The sequence below is a fragment of the Candidatus Terasakiella magnetica genome (assembly GCF_900093605.1).
GTDB classification, from domain to species: domain Bacteria; phylum Pseudomonadota; class Alphaproteobacteria; order Rhodospirillales; family Terasakiellaceae; genus Terasakiella; species Terasakiella magnetica.
The window spans coordinates 559,872-585,766 of sequence record NZ_FLYE01000001.1 but is presented as its reverse complement, the minus strand read 5'-3'; the positions used below and the strand labels follow the sequence as shown (position 1 = coordinate 585,766).

Below are 25,895 nucleotides of genomic sequence, written 5' to 3'. Positions count from 1 at the left end.
CGTGAGTGATTTGCCTGAACAGCAAGTGGTTGAAGAACCCGAAGCCCAGACTCAAGTTGATATTGAGCAAGGGGATGCTTTTGGTTTTGGTGACGAGCATGTCAACCAAGTCCGAGACCACTTGCGTTCAGACAATAAAGAAGCGATCAAAGGGCTTTTTGAGGACCTGCATTATGCCGATGTGGCAGATGTGGTGCAGCAACTTAAGCCCGATGATCGAAGCAATGTTCTCAAGATTGTTGGTCAAGAACTGGAACCAGAAGTCTGGTCCGAGCTTGATGAAGATATTCTTGAAGAAGTCGTTGATGAAATCGGTGCTGATACGGTCGCACGTGCCATCGTTGAGATGGAAGATGATGACGCGCTTGCGGTTATTGAAGAACTTGATGAAGATGACCAGAAGGAAGTTCTAGAAGCACTACCCCATGGGGAACGTAGTGTTATCCTAGAAGGTCTGTCGTTTCCTGAGGATTCCGCAGGGCGTATGATGCAGCGCGACCTTGTCACCGTACCGGCCTTTTGGTCGGTGGGGGAGACACTGGATTATCTGCGCAGCGACATTGATCTACCAGAAAACTTTTATGAAATTTTTGTTGTTGATCCTAAACAGCAACCCTTGGGCACAGTGCCTTTAAACCAGTTGTTGCGCAACAAACGCCCGGTGCGTGTTGCCAAGCTTATGGAAGAACAATTAACCACCATCCCTGTTGAAACAGACCAAGAAGAAGTCGCTTTTATCTTCCGTGATCGTGATTTGGTATCCGCCCCCGTTGTGGATGCAAATTCGCGCTTGTTGGGTGTCATTCATGTTGATGACGTGGTTGATGTTATTGATGAAGAACATGAAGAAGATATCATGCGCATGGGGGGTGTAAAGCAGGATGAGTTTTACAGTTCTGCCCTTGATGCCGCAAAATCGCGCGTCGTCTGGTTGGTGGTGAATTTGGGAACGGCGATTTTAGCCTCCCTTGTTATTGGGCTGTTTAGCTCAACCATTGAACAACTCGTGGCCTTAGCAGTTTTGATGCCGATTGTTGCCTCCATGGGGGGAAATGCAGGGACCCAAACCCTGACCATTGCCGTGCGCGCCATTGCCATGAAAGAGCTCACCCCCGCAAATACTTTACGCGTGGTGGGAAAAGAAGTCGCGGTTGGCGGGGTGAATGGGGTGATCTTTGCCGTGTTGGTTGGGATTTGTACATGGCTTTGGTTTGGGGATACGGCCTTAGCTGGCGTGATTGCCGCAGCCATGGTGGTTAATATGGTGGTTGCAGGTCTTGCAGGTGCCTTGATCCCGGTTGCGCTTGATCGCTTTGGCGCGGACCCTGCGATTTCGTCCTCGGTCTTTTTAACAACTGTGACTGATGTGATTGGCTTTTTTGCTTTCCTTGGCTTGGCGGCTATTTTTCTGCTATAGACAAGAAAGTTGACGTAGGGGAAAGAAAAGACTTTACGTTTACGTAAAGGTCAATTATTGTCGATTTGTTATGAGTGAAGAAAAATCAAGAACATATACAATTACGGAACTGTCAAAGGAATTTGACGTTACCACACGCACGATCCGTTTTTATGAGGATAAGGGTCTCATCTCGCCTCAGCGTGAAGGTCAGCGCCGTATCTATTCTCCCCGTGATCGTGTGCGCCTTCGCCTGATTATGCGTGGGAAACGTATCGGTTTTGCCCTGTCTGAAATTCAGGAACTGATCGATCTCTATGATACAGATCGCTCTGCTGTAACTCAGCTTGAAGTTCTCATTGATCGCATCCAGCAACGCCGCGATGCGCTTGTGCGTCAACAGCAAGACATTAATGCCATGTTGAATGAGCTGGAAGTCCTTGAAGATCAATGCGCCTCCCTTCTTAAGGACAAGAAGGCTTAAGCCTTAAAATACCTTTTTCTATGGCAGATAAACAGGAAGTAAGCTGGCTTCCTGTAATAAAAGCTGCCTAATTTATCTATAAAAATAGACTCTTTATAAGTTTACGCCCTACTATATTAAAAGTTGAGTTTAGGGGTGTAGCTTAAATAGAGGTGTCCACAATGGCGCAGGATGATTCTGATAAGGGACTTTTGCAAGAAGTGTCGCAATTGGACCTGTTTTCGCAGATCATACAAGACTCTCCAGTCCCCACCTTTGTGATTGATCAAAACCATACGGTGACACACTGGAACCGTGCGTGTGAAATCGTTTCTAATTTTGCAGCAGACGATATCGTTGGCACGAAAGATAGCTGGCGCCCGTTCTATCCCTCTATGCGCCCAACCATGGCTGATTTGGTTTTAGATAATAAGCCGGAAGACCTCGAGAAGTATTATCATGGAAAATATGCTGAATCGCCTCTCTTTAAAGGGGTGATTGAGGCAAAAGACTTTTTTCCCCATTTCAATAATGGCGGGCGTTGGCTTGCTTTTAGTGCGCGTTCTATCACCAATGAAAATGGGGAAGTGATCGGCGTTGTTGAGACCTTGCGCGATATTACGGATGAGCAAAAAGCCTCTATTGAGCTACATAAACATCGTGACCAGCTTGAAGAACTCGTAAAAAGCAAAAGCTCCATGATGAGTGCCATTGTCGGTGCTGCTGCCAGTGCGATTATTGCGATTGATGAAAAGGGGATCATACTGCTTTTTAACCCGGCTGCTGAAAAGCTCTTTGGTTGGACAAGCGATGAAATGCTGGGGCAAAATGTGTCTATGCTGATGGAGGAACCTTATGCCTCCATGCATGATGATTTCTTAAAACGCTTTATTGAAAGCGCTCAAAGCAAGATCATTGGGACAGAGCGTGAAGTACGCGCCTTGCGAAAAAATAAAACGGGTTTTCCTGCTTCCTTGTCATTGGGGCATACCCGCATGGAAGATAATAGCCATTTCTTTGTTGGGTTCCTTTTGGACATTTCGTCACAGAAAGAACATGAAAGTGAATTGAAAAAGGCAAAAATTGCGGCAGAAACCGCTGCGCAAGCCAAAGCCACTTTCGTTGCCAATATGAGCCACGAAATCCGCACACCAATGAACTCTATTATCGGCTTTTCTGAAATTGTTCAAAAGTCACCGGATATTGATGAAACAACACGGGCCTATGTGCGTACCATTCACAGTTCTGCGCGCGGCTTGCTTGGGATCATTAATGATATTTTGGATGTTTCAAAACTGGAAAGTGGGCAATTCACCCTTGAAACAGTCAATTTTAACCTGCGCAACGTTATTGTCGATACGATGCGGGCTTTAGAACATAGTGCGGGTGAAAAGAATGTTGAATTACTGATCGATTATGAAAAACGTTTACCGCTACGTTACGTTGGGGACCCAACACGTTTGCGTCAGGTTTTATTAAATCTGGTGGGTAATGCCATTAAATTTACCGAAGAAGGGCAGATCACCGTTCAGGTAAAACAAGGTGCTGAGGATACGGAGCTGTATTTCTTGGTACGCGACACGGGCATTGGCATGACAGCTCAACAGGTCTGTGTCATCTTTGACTCTTTCTCTCAAGCTGATGCCAGCACCACCCGAAATTATGGGGGCACAGGCCTTGGCACCACCATTTCGAAACAGATTGTGGAGAATATGGGCGGGAAAATCTGGGTTGATAGTCTTTTGGGCAAAGGCTCCACTTTTCATTTTACCGTTAAAATGCCAACTGCGCCTGAGGGGGCAGCTTGTCTTTATGATGATATGGATGTGGTTGAAGAAGAATATGTGTCACCGCGATGTTTCAAAATTTTGCTGGCTGAAGATATTGCAGAGAATGCCCAGCTCGCGATGATCCGCCTAGAAGCTCTTGGTCATATGATCGATTGGGCTAAAAATGGTAGAGAAGCCATCAAGGCCTATAAAAAGAATGACTATGATATTGTCTTGATGGACATCTGGATGCCAGAAATGGATGGGCTGGAAGCTAGTGAAGAAATCCGTATGTATGAATGTGACGTCGATAAAAATACGCCGATTTTAGCCCTTACAGCCAGCCTTATGCAGGAAGACCATAATAAATGTTATAATGCCGGGATGAATGGGGTTGAGGCAAAACCCATTGATTTTAACAGGCTTTTGCGAGAGATGGAACGGCTTGTCCCTACAGGGCAAGGCACCTCAAATACAACGGGTGTGGCTCAGCAAAAGAGCTGGAGTGATGATAATTTACCCTATGAGATGAATGTCTTGCAGGATTGTGTTGATTATAGAAAAGGCTTGGCTGTTTGGCATGATTGCGAAAGCTATGTGAAGGCGCTGAAATCCTTTGCAGATGAACGACATGACGATGCAAGAAATATTGCCAATAGTATTACCGGAAAAGAAGGGCGAGTTGAAAAAGCACGAGAAATCGCCCATGCCCTTAAAGGGGTTGCAGCCAATCTATCGGTCTTTGATGTGGCGGCTTTGGCAACTGAAATTGATGGCTATTTAAAGCAAAAAGAAATTGTTTTAGCGCAAAACAAATTGCCCATGTTAGAGGATGCTTTGGCCCGATCTGTTAAATCTATTTCTAAAATTAAGAAAAACGCAGCCACAGGTGATGCCCAGTTGAAATCATTTGATCCAATTGCAGTTGCGCTCTTGATCAAACAGCTTGAGCACTCGCTGGAAAAGCTAAATCCTGATGCGACGGAGCCTATCGTTGAAAAAATGCGTGAATATTTATCTCATGATGATATTCTACCTATTCAAGAGGCAATTGATGTGTTTGATTTTGACCAAGCCGCAGAAGAAGCAATTGTTTTAAAAGAAAAACTAAACCTAGACGGGACAGCTGGTGATTAAAAAATGAAAAATATTCTAGCCGTTGATGATGAACCAAATAACCTGCAATTGCTTCGTCAAATTCTTAAGGACCGTTATAATCTGCATTTTGCGACCAATGGCACCAAGGCTTTGGAAGCTGCAGAAAAACATATGCCGGATTTGATTTTGCTCGACATTATGATGCCTGAGATGAACGGCTATGAAGTCTGCAAAAAGTTAAAAGAATCTCCTAAAATGCGCTCCATCCCAGTGATTTTTGTGACAGCGATGAGTGAGATTGAGGATGAGGCACAAGGTTTTGATGTGGGGGCTGTTGATTATCTGCAAAAACCGCTTTCAGGACCGATTGTGCGCCGGCGTGTTGAAACGCATCTGTCTTTGGTGCGTGTGCAACAATTGGAGCAAAGCCGCTATGAAGCAATCGGGATGCTCAGCCGTGCCGGGCATTATAATGATACTGATACAGGGCAACATATCTGGCGCATGGCCGCTTATGCTCGCGCTTTGGCTGAAGCAATCGGCTGGTCAACTGAGCAGGCAGAATTGTTAGAGCTCGCCGCCCCAATGCATGATACGGGCAAGATCGGCATCCCTGACTCAATCTTAAAAGCCCCGCGCGCGTTAAGTACTGATGAGTGGGTCGTTATGAAAACCCATACGCAAATTGGCTATGAGATTTTGCAAGAATCATCGGCCCCACTCTTTGAAATGGCTGCAGAAATTGCACTGCATCATCATGAGAAATGGGATGGCTCAGGCTATCCATCGGGCTTAAGTGGTGAGGATATTCCCCTCGTGGCGCAGATTGTTGCCATTGCCGATGTGTTTGATGCCTTAACCATGAAGCGCCCCTATAAAGAAGCTTGGAAAAGCGAAGAAGCTTTGGCTGAAATTTTGCGCAATAAGGGAACGCATTTTAATCCAAAACTGGTGGATGTATTTGAAGAAAATTATCCCAAAATTGTGCAGCTCAAACGTAAATGGAACCAGTTTTCTTCACCGCTGAGTGATAAAGATCGCTTTGGGGGATGATATATAATTCATCGATTTTGGTGACAGGGCCTCACCTTACAAGATAGGCAGCCCCTCTATAAAAACTTGAGGTAAATAATAAATTGACGTTTACGTAAACGTTAAGTAATCTTTCTTGCCTCAATAGATTAAACGAGTAAGAAAATGACGCAGCAAAACAAAGCCATTTTGACACATCGCAGCACGGTCCAGCAGTGGGAGTGTGACCATATGGGCCATCTTAATGTGCGTAATTATATGGCAAAGTTTGATGATGCCGCTTGGAGTTTTCTTGCTGTTTTAGGGATCAATAAAGCCTATTTTTCTGAGCGCAATGGCGGTGTGGCGGCTGTGGATCACCATGTGACCTATCAACAAGAATTACTGCCCGGTGATTGTGTGGAAATTCATTCACGCCTTGCCTTATTTGAAGGTAAGAAATTTAAGATGGTCCATGTGATGAGCAATGCGGTTACGGGCGCTAAGGTTTCACAATGTGAGCTTTTTGGCGTTCATATGGATCAAAAAGAACGGCGTGCGGTGAATTTTCCCGATGATATTCTTGCAAATGCACAGCCTTATCTTACAAGCGCACAAGACGTTGCTGCACAGTAAATAAAGGGCAGGGCGATGGATTTTAAACCACGTTGTGAAAACTATATCGAGCTTGTTCAAAAAGCTTTTGATGAACAGGGCTTTATGAAACATCTGGGCACAGAGATCGTTGATATTCGCCCAGGCTATTGTGAACTTCATATCCCGTTTAAGAAGGAGCTCGACCAACATCATGGCTATTTCCATGGCGGTGTAATTGGCTCTTTAGCTGATGTTTCGGGTGGCTTTGCTGGTTTTACCTTGGTGGAAGAAGGCCAAGCGATGCTGACGGTGGAATATAAGCTCAACATCATTGCACCGGGGGCAGGGGACTATCTTAAAGGGATAGGGCGCGTTGTAAAATCAGGGCGCACATTGACGGTCACACATATTGATGTTTATGGGGTCAAGGATGGCGTAGAAACCCAATGTGCGACCGCTATTCAAACTTTAATGGCTGTTTCAGCCTAGGCAAATAGCCTCAACCTGTTTGAGAAGATTATCTGTATCAAAGGGTTTTAAGATAAAACCATGAGCACCAGCTTCTTTGGCTTTTTCTTTCCACTCATCGCCTTGATTAGCTGTGATAACGATATATTTGGTATTGGCCATTATATCATTTTTGCGCAACTCTTTAATTAGGGAGAGCCCATCCATGCCAGCCATGTTGATATCGGTTATGACGCAATCGGGTTGTTCTTCAATGATATCAATGATTGCGGTGGAGGCACTGTGAAAAGGGCTATAGGTAAGATCGCCTTCTTCAAAAAGTGCGCCAAGGATTTTTAGCATTGTCTTGTCATCGTCAATCAATGCAAATGTTAAGTCTTTAAGTGACATCTGTCCCGCCCCATGAGAGTTGTAAGTTTAAATTATCAAGTTGGGCCATTTAAAGCAATCAATGCTTCATAATATATAAATTTACCTTAATCTAATTTAGTTCTTGCAAATATGTATATCTCCTTAGTAAATTAGTGAAAACTAATTATATGGAGAAGTTATATGCTTTCATGGAAGAAAGGCGGGCTCTTGCTGGGCTTTGTTTTCCTCATGGCAGTTGTGTTGGTCAAGCCCATCGGGGTTTCAACGCAGTTTGTTATTTTTGATGGTATCTTGTGGGATGCGGTTGATTCAAATGTAGTTGTTGAGTCAACTGAGAGTAAAAGCGGTTATGCCAGTGAAAATGCTTACTTAAATAAAAGCGGCGGCAAATATGCCAAGAATGTTTCCAATCCGATGAACTATAGCTTCGTTTTTGTGATTGCCATGATCATTGGTGCCGGGGCTTCGGCGCTTTTGCGTGGCGGTATTAAACGTGAGCAAAAATGCATGCCAGAGGTTTGGCGTGCTAATTTCGGTGACTCACCGATTAAAAGGTATGTGATGGCTTTTGTTGCGGGTTTCCTTGTGCTTTACGGGGCGCGTTTGGCAGGGGGCTGTACCAGCGGTCATATGATGAGTGGCATGATGCAGACAGCCATGTCCGGTTATATCTTCGCCCTTGGGGCATTTGTTGCAGGCATTCCGCTGGCGATCATGATGTTTAAAAAGCAGGAGAATGCATAATGGAAAAGGTTCTTCTTGCCATTGTTATTGGCGGCGCTTTTGGTTTTGTGCTGGATCGTATTGGGGCAACAAACCCTAACGTCATTATCCATATGCTGCGTTTAAGTAAGCTTCACTTGATGAAAACAATCTTGCTTGCCATTGGTTTTTCATCAGTGCTGATGTTCACAGGTTTCTTAGTTGGCATTATTGATGTGGGCCATATGTCGGTGAAAACCGCCTATATCGGTGTGTTTGTCGGTGGTGTTTTACTCGGTCTTGGCTTTGCTGCTGCAGGCTATTGCCCGGGTACAGGTTTGGCTGCGGCTGCTACGGGGCGCAAGGATGCGTTATTCTTTGTTCTTGGTGGTCTTGTTGGGGCAGGGGCCTATATGGCGACTTATTCCCAAGTTAAGGCAACTGGGCTTTTAGATAAGGTTTTGGGCGGCAAAGTCACACTTGGCGCAGTTGATGGCGCGAAATACTCAAGTGTGTTTGAAACTATGCCCGGTGAGGTTATCGGTATTATTTTAGGGGTTGCCTTTATGGTGATTGCTTTTGTTCTACCAGATAGTTTTCGCAAAGAAGCGTAAGTAACCTCAGTGGATTCTAGCTTTTTGTAGAATGACACAGAATTTATTGTGTCGTTTTTCAAAAGCTAAAGACTTAAAAAATGCGGTGTTTCCAACGGTTAGGGAGTATCGCATTTTTTTATAAATATTAAGTTGACGTTTACGTAAACGTTAATTACGCTTTATGTAGAAATTGAAACAGGAAAATCTGTTCGTTCATTGGGAGGGAAATATCGACAGTGTCTGTCATTCCAGCATCCTTACAATGGCGAAGAGGTTTCTTTTAACCTTTTGGGAAATGGAAAAAGAGATATGAGCTTCGTTGAATATCCAGCTTTAAACTTTAATCTTGGCGAAACAGCGGACATGATCCGTGATACGGTGAGTTCCTTTGCTCAGGAAGAAATTGCCCCGATCGCAGAAAAAACCGATCTGGATAACGCCTTCCCAAATGAAATGTGGACCAAATTTGGTGAGCTTGGCTTGCTTGGTATTACTGTTTCTGAAGAATACGGCGGGGCTGGCCTTGGTTATCTGGAACATATCATCGCTGTTGAAGAAATTAGCCGCGCTTCTGCCTCTATCGGCCTGTCATACGGTGCGCACTCTAACCTGTGTGTAAACCAGATTTACCGCAACGGTAGTGAAGAGCAGAAAAAGAAATACCTGCCAAAACTGATTTCCGGTGAGCATATCGGTTCTCTTGCCATGTCTGAGCCCGGTGCCGGTTCTGACGTTGTTTCTATGAAGCTCAAGGCTGAGAAAAAAGGTGATAAGTATATCCTCAATGGTAACAAGATGTGGATCACCAACGGCCCGGATGCTGACACTTTGGTTGTTTATGCGAAAACCGATCCGGATGCAGGCCCAAAAGGCATCACAGCTTTCATCATTGAAAAAGATTTTGTTGGCTTTTCAACAGCGCAAAAGCTCGACAAGCTCGGCATGCGTGGTTCCAACACATGTGAGTTGGTGTTCCAAGACTGTGAAGTGCCAGAAGAAAACATCCTTGGCGGCTTGAACAAAGGTGTACGCGTTCTTATGTCCGGTCTGGATTATGAGCGTGCGGTTCTTGCTGGTGGCCCAACGGGCATCATGATGGCTTGTATGGATGTTGTTGTCCCCTACATTCATGAGCGTCAGCAGTTTGGTCAATCCATTGGTGAGTTTCAGCTGATCCAAGGTAAAATCGCCGATATGTATTCTACAATGAATGCTTGTCGCGCTTATGTTTATGCGGTTGGTGCGGCATGTTCGCGCGGTGAAACAACCCGTAAAGATGCGGCTGGTGTGATCTTGTACTCTGCTGAAAAAGCCACACAAATGGCCTTGGATGCGATCCAAATTCTGGGTGGTAATGGCTACATTAATGAGTATCCAACAGGTCGCTTGTTGCGCGATGCAAAACTTTACGAGATCGGTGCTGGCACATCAGAAATCCGCCGTATGCTGATCGGTCGTGAACTGTTTAACGAAACCAAGTAATTTTCGGAGAATTTATAGATATGTCTAATAACGATCCTATTGTCATTGTTGGTTCTGCACGCACGCCCATGGGCGGTATGCAAGGCGAATTCTCTGATTTAACGGCCTCTCAGCTTGGCGGTGAGGCTATTAAAGCCGCTGTTGAGCGCAGCGGTGTAAAGCCTGAAGATGTGGGCGAAGTCGTTTTTGGTAACGTGTTGGGTGCTGGTCAAGGCCAAGCCCCTGCACGCCAAGCTGCCCTTGGTGGTGGTTTGCCATTGGCTGCGGGCTGTTCAACGGTCAACAAAATGTGTGGTTCTGGTATGCAGGCCACCATGTTTGCCCATGATATGATCAAGGCAGGTGTGCGTGAGGTAATGGTTTCTGGTGGTATGGAAAGCATGACCAATGCACCGTATCTTTTGGAAAAAGCACGCAGCGGCATGCGTTTGGGACATGGTCAGGTGAAAGACCATATGTTCCTTGATGGTCTGGAAGATGCCTATGATAAAGGTCGCCTCATGGGGACTTTTGCTGAAGAATGCGCACAATCTTACCAGTTCACCCGTGAAGAACAGGACAATTTCGCCATTCGTTCACTCTCTCGTGCAAATGCAGCGATTGAAGATGGCACTTTTAAAAACGAGATCGCGCCTGTGACTATCAAGTCACGCAAAGGCGAGCGTGTGGTTGAGATTGATGAGCAGCCCGGCAATGCCCGTCCTGACAAAATCCCATCACTGCGTCCGGCCTTTTCAAAAGACGGTACAGTAACGGCGGCGAACTCTTCATCCATTTCTGATGGGGCAGCTGCCCTTGTTTTGATGCGCGAAAGCGAAGCTGAAAAACGTGGCTTGAAGCCTCTGGCACGTATCCTTGGTCACACAACCCATGCCCAAGAACCAAATCTATTCACCACAGCGCCTGTTTTCGCCATGAAAGCCTTGCTTGAGCAAGTGGGCTGGAGCAAGGACGATGTGGACCTTTGGGAAATTAATGAAGCCTTTGCTGTTGTAACTATGGCAGCCATGCGCGACCTTGAACTGGATGAAGATAAAGTCAACGTCCATGGCGGGGCTTGTGCCTTGGGTCATCCCATCGGTGCATCCGGTGCACGTATCATTGTAACGCTGCTTAATGCGTTGGAAAAATACGGCAAGAAAAACGGTGTTGCGTCATTGTGTATTGGTGGTGGTGAAGCCACAGCCATGGCCTTTGAACGCGTTGCTTAATCGTCAGTACTGACAATAGGGAAATAGAGTCAATCAAATGATTCTGAATGAAGAACAAACATTGATCCGCGACATGGTGCGTAATTTCGCCCGTGATCGCATTACGCCTAATGCTCGTGAGTGGGAGGCTAATGAGGCCTTCCCAAAAGAGATTTTTGCTGAAATGGCAGAGCTTGGTCTCATGGGTATGGTGGCGCCCTCTGAGTATGGTGGCTCCGAAATTGGCTATGTCGGTCTGGCGTTGGCACTTGAAGAAATTGCAGCTGGAGACGGTGGTTTAAGTACGGTTCTTTCTGTACATAATTCAGTGGGTTACGGGCCAATCCTAAAGTTTGGTAATGAGGCGCAAAAAGAGAAATATCTTGCGCCAATGGCCTGTGGGGACAAGCTTGGATGTTTTGCTTTAACTGAGCCTCATACGGGTTCAGATGCCTCTGCACTTAAGTGTCGTGCCAAGCGTGATGGTGATCATTATGTGCTCAATGGAACCAAGCAATTTATCACTTCTGGTAAAATTGGCGATACGCTCATTGCATTTGCTGTAACTGATCCTGAAAAAGGTGGAAAAGGTATTTCAGCCTTTATCGTACCCACAGATACGCCGGGTTACATCGTTTCAAGCCTGGAACATAAGATGGGTCAAAAGGCATCTGATACTGCGCAAATTGTTTTTGAAGATATGCGTATTCCGGCTGAGAATTTACTTGGCGAAGAAGGCATGGGCTATAAAATTGCCCTGTCCAATCTGGAATCAGGTCGTATCGGGATTGCGTCGCAATGTGTTGGTATGGCACGTGGTGCATTGGATGAGGCAGTGGAATATGCCAAAGAACGTGAAGCTTTTGGCAAACCAATCTGCGAACATCAGGCCATTGCCTTTAAATTAGCCGATATGGCGACCCAAATGCACGCAGCGCGCCAGATGGTGCATCACGCTGCAGCCCTGAGAGATGCTGGGATGCCATGCCTTAAAGAGGCCTCCATGGCGAAAGTCTTTGCCTCTGAAATGGCAGAGCGCGTTTGTTCTGAGGCAATCCAGATCTTTGGTGGGTATGGCTATTCTTCAGAATTTCCTGTGGAAAAATATTACCGCGATGTTCGCATCTGTCAAATCTATGAAGGTACAAGCGAGGTGCAGAAAATTGTCATCTCCCGTGCCGTGTTAAATGGTTAATTTGACCATCTACTAGGTCTATAAGCCTTTGTGAAGTAAGGGAAAAATATTTAACATTTCTTTACTTCATAAAAGGCTGATCTGGGTGTTTACTATGATGAATAATGCAGTTTCTACAGGCGTAGTTGGGAGGCAATGATGGCAAATCCGATAGAGTTCTATTTTGAGTTCGGCAGCCCCTATGGGTATTTTGCCGCACAGGAAATTGATGCGATTGGGCAGGAATTTGACCGCGAGGTCATCTGGAAACCCTTCATGCTTGGCTCTGCCTTTAAGGCGACACAATCCATGCCGCTGATGAATGTCCCCTTAAAAGGGCCTTATTGTGTTCATGATTGGGAACGTATGTCTAAATACACAGGTACGCCCTGGCAAATGCCTGAAAAGTTTCCAACAGCCATCTTGGCGGCACCGCGTGGTTTTTATTGGTTAAAAGATCAAGGTAAAACCACAACGGCAATCACTTTTGCAAAAGCGGCATATAAAGCCTATTTCGCAGATAAGCGCCCTATGTGGGAAGCAGAAGAAACGGCAGATGTCGCAGCAGAATGTGGCATTGATAGAGAAGAGTTTTTACAGGCGGTGCAAACCCCTGAAGTCAAAGCAAGATTAATTCAAGAAGGTCAGGCTGCTATTGATGCAGGCGTTTTCGGCTCCCCCTTTATCCGTGTAGACGGTGAAGATTTCTGGGGTTGGGATCGTTTGCCAATGGTCCGCGACTGGCTCAAAAATGGGAAGTGGGGATAATTTATGTCTGTCCTTAAAAGTTCAATCAATACCCGTTCGGATGATTTTAAAACCAATGCTGAAGCAATGCAAAAGCAGGTTGATGATCTTCGTGACGTCGTTAAAACAGTTAAACAAGGTGGCGGGACCACGGCGAATGAGCGCCATATCCGCCGCGGTAAATTGCTGGCACGCGAACGTATTCGCCGCTTGCTTGATGTGGGCTCCCCTTTTCTGGAACTCTCACAGCTTGCTGGCTGGGATATGTATCCAGAAGACGGCACAATTGCCGCAGGTGGTGTGATCACAGGTATTGGCCGCATTGAAGGCCAAGAATGTATGATTGTTGCCAATGATCCAACCGTAAAAGGTGGCTCATACTATCCAATCACAGTGAAAAAGCATTTACGCGCCCAAGAAATTGCCAAGAAAAACAATCTGCCTTGTGTGTATCTGGTTGAATCCGGTGGGGCGAATCTGCCGCGCCAAGATGAAGTTTTCCCTGATCGTGACCATTTTGGTCGCATCTTTTATAACCAAGCCACAATGTCTGGCATGAATATCCCGCAAGTCGCGGTTGTTCATGGCTCTTGTACAGCGGGTGGAGCATATGTGCCTGCCATGTCTGATGAGAGTATCATTGTGAAAGAACAAGGCACCATCTTCTTGGGTGGCCCACCTTTGGTAAAAGCTGCCACAGGTGAAGTCGTTTCTGCTGAAGACCTTGGCGGTGCAGACGTTCACTGTAAAACATCTGGTGTGGCAGATCACTACGCCCAAGATGATGGTCATGCCCTTGCCCAAGCCCGTCAGGTTGTGCGCAACCTCAACCGCGTGAAAAACCCGAACCTTGATATTCGTGAGCCAGAAGAGCCGCTTTATGATGCCAAGGAACTTTACGGTATTATTCCGGCAGATACGAAAAAGCCTTTTGATATCCGCGAAGTGATTGCCCGTATCGTTGATGGTTCGCGCTTTGATGAATTTAAAGCCCTGTACGGCACAACGCTTGTTTGTGGTTTTGCCCACCTTTATGGCTATCCGGTTGGTATTGTTGCCAACAACGGTATCTTATTCTCAGAAAGTGCCCAAAAAGGCGCGCACTTTATTGAGCTTTGCGCCCAACGTGGCATTCCACTTCTGTACTTGCAAAATATCACTGGCTTTATGGTCGGTCGCAAGTATGAAGCTGAAGGGATTGCCAAGCATGGTGCCAAAATGGTGACCGCAACAGCATGTGCGAACGTTCCAAAAATCACCTGTGTGATTGCGGGCTCCTTTGGGGCGGGTAACTATGCTATGTGTGGTCGTGGTTATGATCCAAACTTCATGTTCATGTGGCCAAACTCACGTATCTCTGTGATGGGTGGGGAACAAGCCGCAGGCGTACTTGCCACCATTAAACGCGATGGTATGGAGCGCAAAGGTGAAGAATGGTCACAAGAGGCCGAAGCAGAATTTAAAAAGCCGATCCTTGATAAATATGAAGTCGAAGGTCACCCATATTATGCTTCTGCACGTTTGTGGGATGATGGCATTTTTGATCCGGTTAATACCCGCATGATGCTTGGTCTTTCGCTTTCTGCCTCCCTTAATAAACCGATTGAGCCGACAAATTTCGGCGTCTTTCGTATGTAAGGGTGGATCATGTCTGAGACTTCAAAAATTGATATTGATGATCGTGGCGTTGCAACCCTGACCATGACACGTGGTGAAATGCACAATGCATTTGACGATGTGATGATTGCGGATTTAACCGTAAAACTGAAAGAGCTGGAAGCCAATGAGGCCGTGCGCGTTGTTGTGCTGGCTGCTGAGGGGAAAAGCTTTTCAGCAGGCGCAGACCTAAACTGGATGAAGCGCATGGCAGCCTACAGCTTTGAAGAAAACTTCGAAGACGCCATGGGGCTTGGTGGTTTGCTGGAAACACTCAATTTCCTTAAAAAACCAACCATTGCCAAAGTCCAAGGCGCAGCCTTTGGCGGCGGTGTTGGCTTGGTGGCGGCCTGTGATATGGCGGTGGGGTCAAAATATGCCAGCTTCTGCCTTTCTGAGGTCAAGCTAGGTCTTATTCCAGCGGTGATTTCACCTTATGTGGTCAACGCCATGGGCCAACGTGCCTCTCGTCGCTATATGCTGACAGCGGAGCGTTTCAAGGCTGATGAAGCTTTGCGCTTTGGTTTGCTGCATGAGGTCGTTGGTGTTGATGAGCTGGACGGCGCGGTTGAAAGCCTGATTGAAGCCATGATGGGCAATGGTCCGGCGTCGGTTGCGGCCTGTAAAGATTTGATCTTTGCGGTCTATAACCGTCCGGTCGATGAAACCGTCATTAAAGATACAGCCAAGCGCATTGCAACACAGCGTGCATCCGATGAAGGAAAAGAAGGCCTTGGCGCCTTTTTAGAAAAAAGAAAACCAGCTTGGGTTAAGGGGTAATAAGAATGTTTACGAAAATCCTGATTGCCAACCGTGGCGAAATTGCTTGTCGTGTCATTAAGACAGCGCGCCGTATGGGCGTTAAAACGGTTGCCGTTTATTCTGATGCCGATGCTGGGGCCATGCATGTGGCGATGGCTGATGAGGCGTATCATATTGGTGGCTCTGCTGCGGCAGATAGCTATCTTGTTTATGAAAAAATCATTGATGTCTGCAAAAAGTCTGGCGCACAGGCTGTGCATCCGGGCTATGGTTTCCTATCTGAAAACGCAGCCTTTTGTAAGGCGTTGGCAGAAAATGACATTACCTTTATCGGCCCACCTGTTGGTGCGATTGAGGCAATGGGGTCAAAATCTGAAGCCAAGAAAATCATGGAACAAGCCGACGTGCCGTTAGTGCCGGGCTATCATGGTGAGGAACAGTCTGTTGAGTTGATGCGCGAGCATGCTAACAAAATGGGCTATCCGGTCATCTTGAAAGCGGCTGCTGGTGGTGGCGGTAAAGGTATGCGTATCGTCTGGAAAGAGTCCGAGATTGAAGATGCATGGGATAGTGCGCGCCGTGAAGCCATGAAAGGCTTTGGCGATGACCATATGTTGGTGGAAAAATACCTGACCAAACCACGCCATGTGGAAATTCAGGTCTTTGCCGACAGCCATGATGAATGTGTGTATCTGTTTGAACGTGATTGTTCAGTACAGCGTCGTCACCAAAAAGTGGTTGAAGAAGCCCCTGCGCCAAACATGACACAGGACTTGCGCCATAAAATGGGTGTGGCTGCCTGTAATGCCGCGCGTGCCATTGGTTATGTAGGTGCCGGTACGGTTGAATTTTTGCTGGATGAAGACGGTTCATTCTACTTTATGGAAATGAACACACGCTTGCAGGTAGAACACCCTGTAACAGAAATGATCACGGGCGAAGATTTGGTTGAATGGCAGCTTCGTGTGGCTGCGGGTCAAGCCATCCCGGTGAAGCAAGATGATCTGTCCATGAGTGGTCATTCCATGGAAGTCCGTATCTATGCGGAAGATCCAAATAATGATTTCTTGCCTGCAACGGGTGAGTTGAAACACCTTCGTACACCAAAAGAAAGTGCGCATGTGCGTATTGATACAGGTGTGCGCGAAGGTGATGAAGTCTCGATTTATTATGATCCGATGATCTCAAAATTGATCGTTTGGGCTGATACCCGCGAGGGCGCTTTGCGTCATATGCGCAAAGCATTGGCTGATTATCAAGTTGTTGGCTTAACAACCAATATTGAGTTTTTGGCGACTTTGGTCTCGCATCCTGCCTTTGTTAATTTTGATGTGGATACGGGCTTTATTGAACGTCATGAAAATGACCTTTTCCCGGCGCGTGACCATATCACCGATGATGCGTTGGCACTGGCCTGTCTGGATGTCTTTATTACGCGTGATGAAGAAGCCCAAGCCCAAGCGGACTGGTCTGGTGACCCGTTCAGCCCGTGGCATTCCACAAGTGGTTTTCGCATGAATGATGATAATCATCATGAACTTTATTTCGGTGAAGGTGATGATATCATCACGGTAACATGCCATTACCGCGATGATGGCTTCCTTATGGAATTACCCGGTGGGGATGTGCATGTGCGTGGTGAGCGCGATGCTAATGGTGACCTGATGGCCGACCTTGGTGGTCGTCGCATGAAGGCAACGGTTGTGCGCCATGGGGATAACCTTGAAATTCTGGTTCATGGCCTGGCCCATGCCTTAAAACTGTTTGACCCAATGGCGGCATCTGAAAACATGGATGAAGTCAGTGGCTCGCTTACCTCGCCTATGCCGGGTAAGGTGGTTTCTGTTCTGGTTGAAAAAGGCCAAGAGGTGAGTGAAGGCGATAGTCTGATGATCCTTGAAGCTATGAAGATGGAACATACAATCTTTGCCCCAATGGAAGGCGTGGTTGAAGACATTTTCTTCAATGCTGGCGATCAGCTTGAAGAAGGTGTAGAGTTGCTGAAAATTCATACTGAGTAGGGTTAAGGAAGAGAGCCTCTGTTTTTCTAATGGAGGCTCTTTGACAGGGAAGTTTAAGAATGCCGTTTCCAAAAAAAGTAAAAATCGTTGAAGTCGGGCCACGTGATGGTTTGCAAAATGAAAAGCAAATCGTCCCGCTGGCAACCAAGGTTGAACTGGTTGATCGCCTGTCAAAAGCAGGTCTTTCAGTTGTTGAAGCCGGAAGTTTTGTGTCGCCTAAATGGGTGCCGCAGATGGCTGATAGCGATAAGGTGATGCAGCAAATTCACCGCCTTGAGGATGTGTCCTATCCTGTTCTCACCCCCAACATGAAGGGCTTTGAAGCCGCCATGGCGATAGGGGCGAAAGAGGTTGCGATTTTTGGTGCGGCATCTGAAAGCTTTTCTCAGAAAAATATCAACTGTTCCATTGAAGAAAGTCTGGCCCGCTTTGAGCCGATTATGGAAGCTGCCAAGGAAAATAACGTGCGTGTGCGCGGCTATGTTTCCTGTGTGGTTGGGTGCCCTTATGAAGGCGCAATTGATCCTGAAAAAGTGGCTGAAGTTGCAGCAAGACTTTATAATATGGGCTGTTATGAAATCTCCCTTGGCGACACGGTCGGGGTGGGCACACCTGAAAAAGTCAAAGATATGATCACAGCTGTCGTGCAAGATGTGCCTGTTGGGAAACTGGCGGGGCATTTCCATGATACCTATGGTCAGGCTTTGGCAAATATCTATGCCGCCCTTGAACTTGGCGTACATGTGATTGACTCATCTGTTGCGGGTCTGGGCGGTTGTCCCTATGCAAAAGGGGCGTCAGGCAATGTGGCAACGGAAGATGTTGTTTACATGCTGAATGGATTGGGTATTGAAACTGGCGTGGATTTGGTTAAATTGTGCGAAGCGGGTCGTTTCATCAGCCAGTCTTTGGGCCGTGTACCTGCCTCTAAAGTATCTTTGGCGTTAAGCGCACAGTAAATTGTTTCATGTGCGCATCTGATTTAAGGGATTGCACATGAACAAGTCTGCCCTCACGAACCTTATTGCTCTTGCTTTATGTGTCGTTGGTTTCTTATTGCCTGCACATGGTGATGCGCTGTTCACAATTGGCCTTTTTGCCTTATCCGGTGGTTTGACCAACTGGTTGGCTGTGCATATGCTGTTTGAAAAAGTGCCATTGCTGTATGGTTCTGGCGTGATCCCAAATCGTTTTGACGAATTTAAAGCCGGGATTAAGAAACTCATCATTGAAGAGTTTTTCTCACACGAACATATTGAACGTTTCTTTGAACAAAACGGCTCCGGTATCGGCAGCTCCATTGTGGATAAAGTCGATTTCGACCGTGTGTTTAACGGGCTGACTGAAGCCATTGAAAGCTCCAGCCTTGGCGGTATGCTGTCTATGGTTGGTGGGAAGAAGGCGCTTGAGCCCCTTCGTGAACCCGTAAACAAAAAGCTGGAAGATATCATCTCAGAACTTGCCAATGGTGAGTTTGGCGACGGCATGAGCCAAGATATGACCAGCAGCCTTGTGGGCAAAGTTGAAGAAATCATCGATAACCGCTTAAATGATCTCACCCCACAAAATGTTAAAGACATCGTACAGGATATGATCCGCAAACACCTCGGCTGGCTCGTGGTTTGGGGTGGTGTGTTTGGTGGTTTGATCGGGCTTCTTATTTCTTTGGTTGGCTAATAGGGCTTATTGTGTTCTCATGATCTGATTGACCCATTAGGTACGAAAGAGAGCGACCATGTTAAGAAAAACAATTAAAGCCATTAGTTTTGGCGCAGCACTTGTCCTCTCATCACAAGCCATGGCAGTAGAGGCACGTATTGCCACGGGCGGCACCAGCGGTGTTTATTTTGCAATCGGAAACTCGATCTGCCAACTGATGGGGCAGGGGGGCAAATGTTCTGCGCTTGAGAGCGAAGGCTCGGTTGAAAATGTCAAAGGGCTTGATAAACGGGCATTTGAATTTGGTATTGTGCAATCTGATATCCAAATGCAGGCTTTAAACGGGGTGAAGCTCTTTCGGGATTCATCACCGCAGATTTATTTGCGCAGCTTGTTTTCACTTCATGCAGAACCACTTCATTTGATGGTTTCAAAAAACAGTGCCATTAAATCTTTCACTGAGCTAAAGGGCAAGGCTGTGAATATTGGGCAAGCAGGTTCGGGCTCGCGCGGTTTGGCAGAACTTGCCATGAAAGAAATTGGCTGGAAGAAAGATGTCTTTTCTTCCGTCCATGAACTCTCTTCACATGATCAGATTGAGGCCCTCTGCCAAGGTAAGATTGAGGCGTCTTTCTGGGTTGCGGGCCTGCCTAATGAGGCAATGAAAAAAGCCGCAAGCGAATGTGGCGTGCGCCTTTTATCCTTAAAAGGGGAATGGATGCGCATTCTTATTTTGGATAACCCGCAATATAGCAGCGTGACAATCCCTAAAAATACATACCCTCATGTGACGGGTGCTATTAAAACATTTGGTCCAAAAGCAAGTTTGTTGACCAATGCTGATATGGATGAAGAAACCGTCTATCAACTGGTAAAATCGGTTTTTGATAATTTGGATAAATTTAAAAAAATGCATCCGGCCTTAAATATTTTAAAGCGCACTGACATGCTTGAAGATGGGGTGATTGCCCCCTTTCACCCCGGTGCGTTGCGTTATTATAAAGAAAAAGGCTGGATGTAAAAGAAACGGACTGTCCATAGGGTAAAAACCATATTATATGTGCGCGAACGTTTATTTTGATTTTGATAAAGCCTACGATGACCATTAACCTAAAAAAACTTGCCGCCCGTGTTGAAGACATTGAAGAGCTTGAAGCTATCCAAGAACGTAAATTACAAGATTACGGTTCGCTCTTTACCTACACACGCAACACCCCTAAACGCAAAAAAGAGTTGTTAGAGGGTGGCTCACTTTATTGGGTGATTAAAGGGCATTTTCGGGTGCGCCAAGAGATTATCGGTTTTGAAGAAGAAATGGATGATGAAGGGCGTAAATATTGCCTCATTATTTTAAAACCGGGATTGATTAAAACAGAATTGAAACAGCAAAAAGCTTTTCAAGGCTGGCGCTATTTTGAAGAAAAAGACGTGCCTGCTGATTTGGGTGACCGAGAGATTATCGGTGAAGATTTACCCGAAGAAATGTCGGCAGAATTGCGCGAGCTTGGCCTGATTTAATCAAGATCATCCGTTTGATACAGTGCTACGCGAATACCGCCATGGGAAAAGGACAGGGGCTTGGGCTTAAAGGGCAGCTCACATGTTTTTGCCAAGCCTTCTGTGTTGGTGATCAGACCAACGCGCCAGCCTTTAAACTGTTCTTTTAGTGTTTTGCCAAGGGCGGCATATAACGGGTAGAGCTTTTTCTTTTCACCAATACGTACCCCATAAGGCGGGTTGATAATGACAAGGCCTTTGGGGCCAACAGGCGTGATGAGTTTGCTCACGGCCTGTTTATCAAAGAGGCAGATATCTTGCAGGCCTGCGCGGGTTGCATTTTCTTGGGAGCGCGTAATGGCGCCTGCATCGCGATCAAAGCCATAAAATTTGGCCTCAGGTTGTTTTACCAGTGTGGTTTCTTTTAACTTTTCCCAAATTACACGGTCAAACGTGACAAGATGTTCAAAGGCAAAATTGCGGCTGCGCCCGGGGTTAAGCCCTGTTGCCATTTCAGCAGCCTCAATCACAAAGGTGCCGGACCCGCACATGGGGTCAAGCACAGGCTCATTGCCTTTATAGCCACAGGCCATGAGGGAGAGGGCGGCAAGGGTTTCGCGCATTGGGGCTTTGTTTAAAGCTTCTTTATGACCGCGTTTGTGTAATCCTTCCCCTGAGCTATCAATACTGATGGTGCAGAGGTCTTCATAAATACGCACCTTTAGGCAAAGCTCAGCCTCGCTTGAGATTTCACAGCCGAGTTCTTCAGTTAAGGCACGCTCAATACGTTGGGCGGCGGCTTTATTGTGATAGATGCGCGACTTTTTACAGGTCACATCAATGCGCACAGGCACATCAGCGCGCAGGAAATCAGCCCATGGAAATTTGCGTGCGCGTTTATCAAGCTGGGCAAGGTGCATGGCGCGAAAGGCCCCAAGGCGTACAAGCACTTTGCTTGCCCCGCGCACAAGCAGGTTTGCACGCCAGACGTCTTCCCAACGTCCTTTCAGGGTGACCCCGCCTTTATCGATCTTTGGTTTTTTAAAACCTTTTTCGCGCAGCTCAGCACAAAGGGTGCCTTCAAAACCGGGCACACAAACGAGGAAGATTTCTAGGTCAGTCTTTTTTTCCATAGACGCTTACTTAGCCTGTAATGGAGCCAAGGTCGACAGGTTATTTTTTGTATTGATCCTGAACGGAATGAATAATCTCATCAGCAAAGGGTGCAGCAGCCTTAACCGATTTAAAGGTGGCTGAAATAGCAGCAGAGAGTTCCGGTAAAAGTTCCAGATCTTTCTGTTTAGGAAGTGTGCCGCTTTTCCATAAGGATTCTGCTACGGTTTCTAGGGTGGAGACAAGGCCGGAAAGATGATCAAAATCACTGTCTTCAAGACGCTTGGCAATGTCTTTAGAAACATCAACAAGGCGTGCGCATTGGCCCATGCTTTCTTTGTTGAATTGCTGGTCTTGATAGGCTGGAACAATGCGATCCACCAGATAGGCAATTTGATAAGCTTGGCGTTCAATCTTTTGGGCATTAATCTCCCAGACCGATTTTTCAATATGATCGCGAAATTCACGCTCATTAAAGTTGCCTGTGGCTTTGCCTTGAATGCTGTTGGGGACTTCAACGGTGGAAATCTCCATAGTGCCCGGCCTGTGGCCTGTGCGCCTGTCTGGCCCGATATAGTCGGTTGTGACCACAAAGGGTTTTCTTTTTTCAACAAGATATTCCACGCGAGCAAGGATTTTTTTGGCAACAATGGGCTTGATCTGTAAATCATCCAGTCCAGCTTTTGATGCACGCGCGACCACATCCTGTGTAGGTTCATCAATAAAGAGAATGACAGAGCAAAACGGGTTAAAGCCACATTGGTTATGGCGCAATTTACCGATGGTTTCACACACATCCCCACCGGGCAGCCTGATGTCACATAAAAGCAGGTCCGGTGATTTGGACATAAGGGCATTTTCAAGCTGTTCATGGTTAGAGACATCTTGAATAGAGCGAAAACCAGCCTGATGAAGAATACCTTTCAGGCCACCACGAAGCTGGATGTTTTGATCCGCAATCAGGATATCAATTTCGTGATAGTTGTATTTTTTCATGCCTATTATTCCATTTGTTTGGATATAGGCTACGATGATCCTATGTTTTTGAAAAGAGTAATTTATCAAAAACTGATTGCGGCAGGCGGTTTAGCAGGTGACTTAGGATAAAAATCACTAAAAATGCGAAGATAAACCGCGCAATCAGGATACCGCTGAGATCAGCGCCAAGGGCGAAAATCAGTAATGTATCTTCTAGGGCACTATGAAACAGGGACATAAAGCTCAGCGATAGGAAAATATCCTTTGGTGACATGTTCCCCTCACGGGCTTCGCGCAAAATCAAGGCCCCGCCATAGCTCAAGCCCAACATCACGCCGATCATAGTGACGGGAATCGCGCTTGAACTGATCCCCATCAGCCCAAGTACAGGGGAGAGTGCTTTTGAAATAAAATCCGTGACTTTAAGGGCCTCAAGGGCTTTTAAGATCAGCACAAGAAGCAGGATGATCCAGAAAATGGAAAATAAGGAAATTGCGCTATCAATGGCCCATTCTTGCCAGCTGGCATTGGCAGCGGTTGCAGGCAGCCATGCGATCTCAGCCATTTCAGTGAGCAGCTCTAGAGAGCCGTAAATACTGTTTAAGATTGCGCCAAGCACCATGGCGCTGATGATGCGCAACAAAGTGGTGGCAATGAAGCTAGGGCCAGCTTTTTGTACGATGCGTTGTTCAATGGGTAAGCTATGGGCAAGCAGGATCATGGTCCCCAAAACGGTAATTTGCGCAATCGTCATGGGGGCTTCGGGCAACAGGGTAACTAAGGCGACCATGGCGGCGTAGATATTCACCAGCATTGCCGTGGTCCAGATGATCCCGGCTTCAGGGGGCAGGCCAACCAAATCCATAAAAGGGGTGAAAACTTGGGAAACGGTTTCGATCATGCCAAATTCAACACCCAAACGTACAAGCACCATAATCGGCACCATGACTTTGAGAAGTTCCCAAAACAGGGTGATACTGTCGCTAACGGGTTTCTTAAACCAGTGGAGGAGTGTTGGCATGATGTCTTTCTCCCACCTCTTCATTGATGATGTCCAAGAAGATAATACAAAGCCAAACGAATGTGTGGTCAAATATTGCGTTTTTATGCAATAATATTGCATGGATAAAATTGATCGAAATATTTTGGCTTATCTTGAGCGTGATGCGGACATTACAAATGCAGCCTTGGCTGAAAAGGTCAACCTATCGCCCAGCAGCTGTTTGCGCCGTGTTCAGCGCCTTAAGAAAGACGGTGTGATACAAAAAACGGTTTGTATTATCGATGACAGAATGTTGGGCAGGAAATTAAAAGCCATTGTCGAGGTTGATCTGGAAAGGCATGGCACGCACGCCCAAGGCGCCTTTATAGAAAAGGTCAGGCAAGAAACGGCTGTTGCGCAAGCTTACGCCATCACGGGTGAAAGTGATGTTTTGATGATCATGAATTTGGAGGATATGGAAGAATATCAGAAAATTTGTGATCGCTTATTTAACCATGACAAAAATGTTATACGTTTTCGCACTTCCTTTGCCATGGAAGTGATCAAGGAATAGGTTTAGTACCTATTCTCCCTGACCTGCTGCGCCATAAATGGCCAGATTATATAAAAAGTCATTTAATCTGTTTTGATCATCATAAAAACGCAAGCCGCAGTTATGACCATTTGACCAGATGACAAGGGCTGCCAGTTCATTTAGGAAAGGAAGATCAATCTTAACTTCGCTTTCTTGCTCAAGGTTTGAGGCAGCTAGTACAACTTTGGCGCCACCTGTGGAAATGTCCAAAACTTTTGCCGGATGAGATTCGTCATCACAGACAAGGTTTGCCATAATATTAATGGAATGCCTTCTGTTCTGGCGATGGTCCATATTGATTTCTTTATTCATGATACCCTCACATGTCCTCCCGAATATACGTAGTATACCTTAATATATGGTATTTATGAACAAAATTTAAACTCTATAGAGAATTAGTGTTTTTCTAATGTGCGTCTAGGGTGTTTTATTGCGCAGCTTCAGCCGTTGTTGGTTCTTTAAAAAGTTCTTCAGCCATATGGTCTGCGATTAAGGACGTTGGTAAATTGCGTTTTTGGGAGCGTTGGAAAATTTCAAGCAAGGTGGTGTAGATATTATCGATTTTATCTTTCACCACGCCTAAGTCATAGTCATCGGTTTCATGGGCCACATTGATCAGCCCGCCTGCATTGATCACATAGTCCGGTGCATACAGAATACCTTTGTCCAACAAGGCTTGACCATGGCGGTCTTCAGCCAGTTGATTGTTGGCAGAACCGGCAATGATGCTTGTGTTAAATTGATCAATCGTTTGGTCATTTACCGTGGCCCCAAGGGCGCAAGGGGCATAAACATCAACTTCTTGGCTGTAGATCTCTTCAAGGCTAACCCTTTGGGCGCTAAATTCTTCTTCAACGCGCTTTAAGGCTTTTTCATTAATGTCGCTGACAATCAGCTTGGCACCTGCTTCATGTAAATATTGGCACAAATAGTAACCGACATTTCCCACGCCTTGAACGCTGATGCGCAAGCCAGTGAGCTCATCTGTTTTTAAGTGATGTTTAACAGCCGCTTTGATACCTAAAAAAGTCCCCAAGGCGGTTAAGGGGGAGGGGTTGCCTGAACCTGTGGATTTACCCCGCACATGACGGGTGACTTCACGGATATGGTCCATATCTTCAACCGTTGTGCCCACATCTTCAGCAGTAATATATTTACCGTTTAGGCTTTCAATGACCCGTCCAAATGCGCGCATCAGGTCCGGGGTTTTAATTTTTTTTGCATCCCCAATAATGACAGACTTTCCACCGCCAAGGTCCAATCCCGCCACAGCGGCCTTATAGGTCATGCCTTTGGAGAGGCGCAAAACATCGGTGATGGCATCTTGTTCATTTTCATAATTCCAAAAACGCGAACCGCCCAAGGCGGGGCCGCGCTTGGTATTATGGATGGCGATGATGCATTTTAAGCCTGTGGCTTCATCACAGCCGAAAACAACATTCTCGTGATGGTCAAAATCTGCTGCTCCAAAGACTGGCATGATTGCGCTCCTGTCGTATGTGTGAACCAATCCTTATTTTATGTATGTATTGAGGTTATAAATTCAAGAGGAAAAATGAGCTAAATT

General features: G+C 46.2%; 26 protein-coding genes. 20 read left to right on the top strand and 6 right to left on the bottom strand.

The genetic code is table 11. From position 1 onward, the window contains the following. Position 1 precedes the first annotated feature (1 nt). The 6 genes from mgtE (at position 2) to MTBPR1_RS02460 (ending at position 6,823) form a co-directional block, all read left to right on the top strand. A complete protein-coding gene (gene mgtE, locus MTBPR1_RS02485) occupies positions 2–1,417 on the top strand; it encodes a magnesium transporter (protein WP_069185945.1) in 1,416 nt (471 codons plus the stop codon). Positions 1,418–1,487: 70 nt separating this feature from the next. Beyond that, positions 1,488–1,880, top strand: a complete 393-nt coding sequence (locus tag MTBPR1_RS02480) for a MerR family transcriptional regulator (RefSeq protein WP_069185944.1) — start codon at positions 1,488–1,490, stop codon at positions 1,878–1,880. Between the two features lie 161 nt (positions 1,881–2,041). Next, positions 2,042–4,765: a hybrid sensor histidine kinase/response regulator gene (locus MTBPR1_RS02475; protein ID WP_069185943.1), complete on the top strand. Its 2,724-nt coding sequence runs from the start codon at positions 2,042–2,044 to the stop codon at positions 4,763–4,765. A gap of 3 nt (positions 4,766–4,768) precedes the next feature. Then, positions 4,769–5,779: a response regulator gene (locus MTBPR1_RS02470; protein WP_069185942.1), complete on the top strand. Its 1,011-nt coding sequence runs from the start codon at positions 4,769–4,771 to the stop codon at positions 5,777–5,779. A 144-nt stretch (positions 5,780–5,923) separates the two neighbouring features. Beyond that, on the top strand, positions 5,924–6,373 hold the full coding sequence (locus MTBPR1_RS02465; protein WP_069185941.1) for an acyl-CoA thioesterase: 450 nt from the start codon (positions 5,924–5,926) through the stop codon (positions 6,371–6,373). 15 nt (positions 6,374–6,388) lie between these two features. Beyond that, entirely contained in the window at positions 6,389–6,823 is a 435-nt protein-coding gene (locus tag MTBPR1_RS02460; protein WP_083222836.1) for a PaaI family thioesterase, read from the top strand. Here the strand turns inward: MTBPR1_RS02460 and MTBPR1_RS02455 are convergent. Then, on the bottom strand, positions 6,815–7,192 hold the full coding sequence (locus MTBPR1_RS02455; protein WP_069185939.1) for a response regulator: 378 nt from the start codon (positions 7,190–7,192) through the stop codon (positions 6,815–6,817). The genes MTBPR1_RS02460 and MTBPR1_RS02455 overlap by 9 nt on opposite strands. A 162-nt stretch (positions 7,193–7,354) precedes the next feature. Here MTBPR1_RS02455 and MTBPR1_RS02450 point away from each other — a divergent pair, with 162 nt between their 5' ends. From MTBPR1_RS02450 to MTBPR1_RS02390, 13 genes are all read left to right on the top strand, one after another. After that, positions 7,355–7,918 carry a YeeE/YedE thiosulfate transporter family protein gene (locus MTBPR1_RS02450; protein WP_069185938.1) on the top strand — a complete coding sequence of 188 codons (564 nt, stop codon included), beginning with the start codon at positions 7,355–7,357 and terminating at the stop codon, positions 7,916–7,918. Then, positions 7,918–8,490 (top strand): YeeE/YedE thiosulfate transporter family protein, encoded by a 573-nt coding sequence (locus MTBPR1_RS02445; protein ID WP_069185937.1) that lies wholly within the window; start codon positions 7,918–7,920, stop codon positions 8,488–8,490. The genes MTBPR1_RS02450 and MTBPR1_RS02445 overlap by 1 nt, the downstream gene beginning before the upstream one ends. A gap of 291 nt (positions 8,491–8,781) precedes the next feature. Beyond that, positions 8,782–9,954: an isovaleryl-CoA dehydrogenase gene (locus MTBPR1_RS02440; RefSeq protein WP_069185936.1), complete on the top strand. Its 1,173-nt coding sequence runs from the start codon at positions 8,782–8,784 to the stop codon at positions 9,952–9,954. Positions 9,955–9,974: 20 nt separating this feature from the next. Continuing rightward, positions 9,975–11,165: an acetyl-CoA C-acyltransferase gene (locus MTBPR1_RS02435; protein ID WP_069185935.1), complete on the top strand. Its 1,191-nt coding sequence runs from the start codon at positions 9,975–9,977 to the stop codon at positions 11,163–11,165. A gap of 37 nt (positions 11,166–11,202) precedes the next feature. Beyond that, on the top strand, positions 11,203–12,339 hold the full coding sequence (locus MTBPR1_RS02430; protein ID WP_069185934.1) for an acyl-CoA dehydrogenase: 1,137 nt from the start codon (positions 11,203–11,205) through the stop codon (positions 12,337–12,339). A gap of 138 nt (positions 12,340–12,477) precedes the next feature. After that, positions 12,478–13,086, top strand: a complete 609-nt coding sequence (locus MTBPR1_RS02425; protein WP_069185933.1) for a 2-hydroxychromene-2-carboxylate isomerase — start codon at positions 12,478–12,480, stop codon at positions 13,084–13,086. Between the two features lie 3 nt (positions 13,087–13,089). Next, positions 13,090–14,703, top strand: a complete 1,614-nt coding sequence (locus MTBPR1_RS02420) for a carboxyl transferase domain-containing protein (protein ID WP_069185932.1) — start codon at positions 13,090–13,092, stop codon at positions 14,701–14,703. A gap of 9 nt (positions 14,704–14,712) precedes the next feature. Then, positions 14,713–15,501, top strand: a complete 789-nt coding sequence (locus tag MTBPR1_RS02415; RefSeq protein ID WP_069185931.1) for an enoyl-CoA hydratase/isomerase family protein — start codon at positions 14,713–14,715, stop codon at positions 15,499–15,501. Positions 15,502–15,506: 5 nt separating this feature from the next. Further along, positions 15,507–17,504: an acetyl/propionyl/methylcrotonyl-CoA carboxylase subunit alpha gene (locus MTBPR1_RS02410; protein ID WP_069185930.1), complete on the top strand. Its 1,998-nt coding sequence runs from the start codon at positions 15,507–15,509 to the stop codon at positions 17,502–17,504. A gap of 59 nt (positions 17,505–17,563) precedes the next feature. Next, entirely contained in the window at positions 17,564–18,463 is a 900-nt protein-coding gene (locus tag MTBPR1_RS02405) for a hydroxymethylglutaryl-CoA lyase (protein WP_069185929.1), read from the top strand. A gap of 37 nt (positions 18,464–18,500) precedes the next feature. After that, on the top strand, positions 18,501–19,181 hold the full coding sequence (locus MTBPR1_RS02400) for a DUF445 domain-containing protein (protein ID WP_069185928.1): 681 nt from the start codon (positions 18,501–18,503) through the stop codon (positions 19,179–19,181). A 58-nt stretch (positions 19,182–19,239) separates the two neighbouring features. Further along, on the top strand, positions 19,240–20,184 hold the full coding sequence (locus MTBPR1_RS02395) for a TAXI family TRAP transporter solute-binding subunit (RefSeq protein WP_069185927.1): 945 nt from the start codon (positions 19,240–19,242) through the stop codon (positions 20,182–20,184). A 77-nt stretch (positions 20,185–20,261) separates the two neighbouring features. Continuing rightward, positions 20,262–20,681 carry a DUF1489 family protein gene (locus MTBPR1_RS02390; RefSeq protein ID WP_069185926.1) on the top strand — a complete coding sequence of 140 codons (420 nt, stop codon included), beginning with the start codon at positions 20,262–20,264 and terminating at the stop codon, positions 20,679–20,681. On the opposite strand, the gene MTBPR1_RS02385 is transcribed toward MTBPR1_RS02390, so the two are convergent. Genes MTBPR1_RS02385 through MTBPR1_RS02375 form a run of 3 tightly spaced genes read right to left on the bottom strand, consistent with a single transcriptional unit; the run spans position 20,678 to position 23,772 of the window. Then, entirely contained in the window at positions 20,678–21,793 is a 1,116-nt protein-coding gene (locus tag MTBPR1_RS02385) for a THUMP domain-containing class I SAM-dependent RNA methyltransferase (protein ID WP_069185925.1), read from the bottom strand. The genes MTBPR1_RS02390 and MTBPR1_RS02385 overlap by 4 nt on opposite strands. 40 nt (positions 21,794–21,833) lie before the next feature. Then, positions 21,834–22,769, bottom strand: a complete 936-nt coding sequence (locus MTBPR1_RS02380; RefSeq protein WP_069185924.1) for a response regulator — start codon at positions 22,767–22,769, stop codon at positions 21,834–21,836. 40 nt (positions 22,770–22,809) lie between these two features. Next, positions 22,810–23,772 (bottom strand): hypothetical protein, encoded by a 963-nt coding sequence (locus MTBPR1_RS02375; protein WP_069185923.1) that lies wholly within the window; start codon positions 23,770–23,772, stop codon positions 22,810–22,812. 100 nt (positions 23,773–23,872) lie between these two features. Between MTBPR1_RS02375 and MTBPR1_RS02370 the strand changes: the two genes are divergently transcribed. Next, positions 23,873–24,307, top strand: coding sequence for an Lrp/AsnC family transcriptional regulator (locus MTBPR1_RS02370; RefSeq protein ID WP_069185922.1), 435 nt, complete (start codon positions 23,873–23,875; stop codon positions 24,305–24,307). Positions 24,308–24,316: 9 nt separating this feature from the next. Here the strand turns inward: MTBPR1_RS02370 and MTBPR1_RS02365 are convergent, their stop codons facing one another. Both MTBPR1_RS02365 and MTBPR1_RS02360 read right to left on the bottom strand, forming a co-directional pair. Beyond that, a complete protein-coding gene (locus tag MTBPR1_RS02365) occupies positions 24,317–24,640 on the bottom strand; it encodes a PilZ domain-containing protein (protein ID WP_069185921.1) in 324 nt (107 codons plus the stop codon). A 115-nt stretch (positions 24,641–24,755) separates the two neighbouring features. Further along, the gene (locus MTBPR1_RS02360; protein ID WP_069185920.1) at positions 24,756–25,808 is read right to left on the bottom strand and encodes a Leu/Phe/Val dehydrogenase; all 1,053 of its coding nucleotides are present in this window, start codon (positions 25,806–25,808) and stop codon (positions 24,756–24,758) included. Between the last annotated feature and the right edge of the window lie 87 nt (positions 25,809–25,895).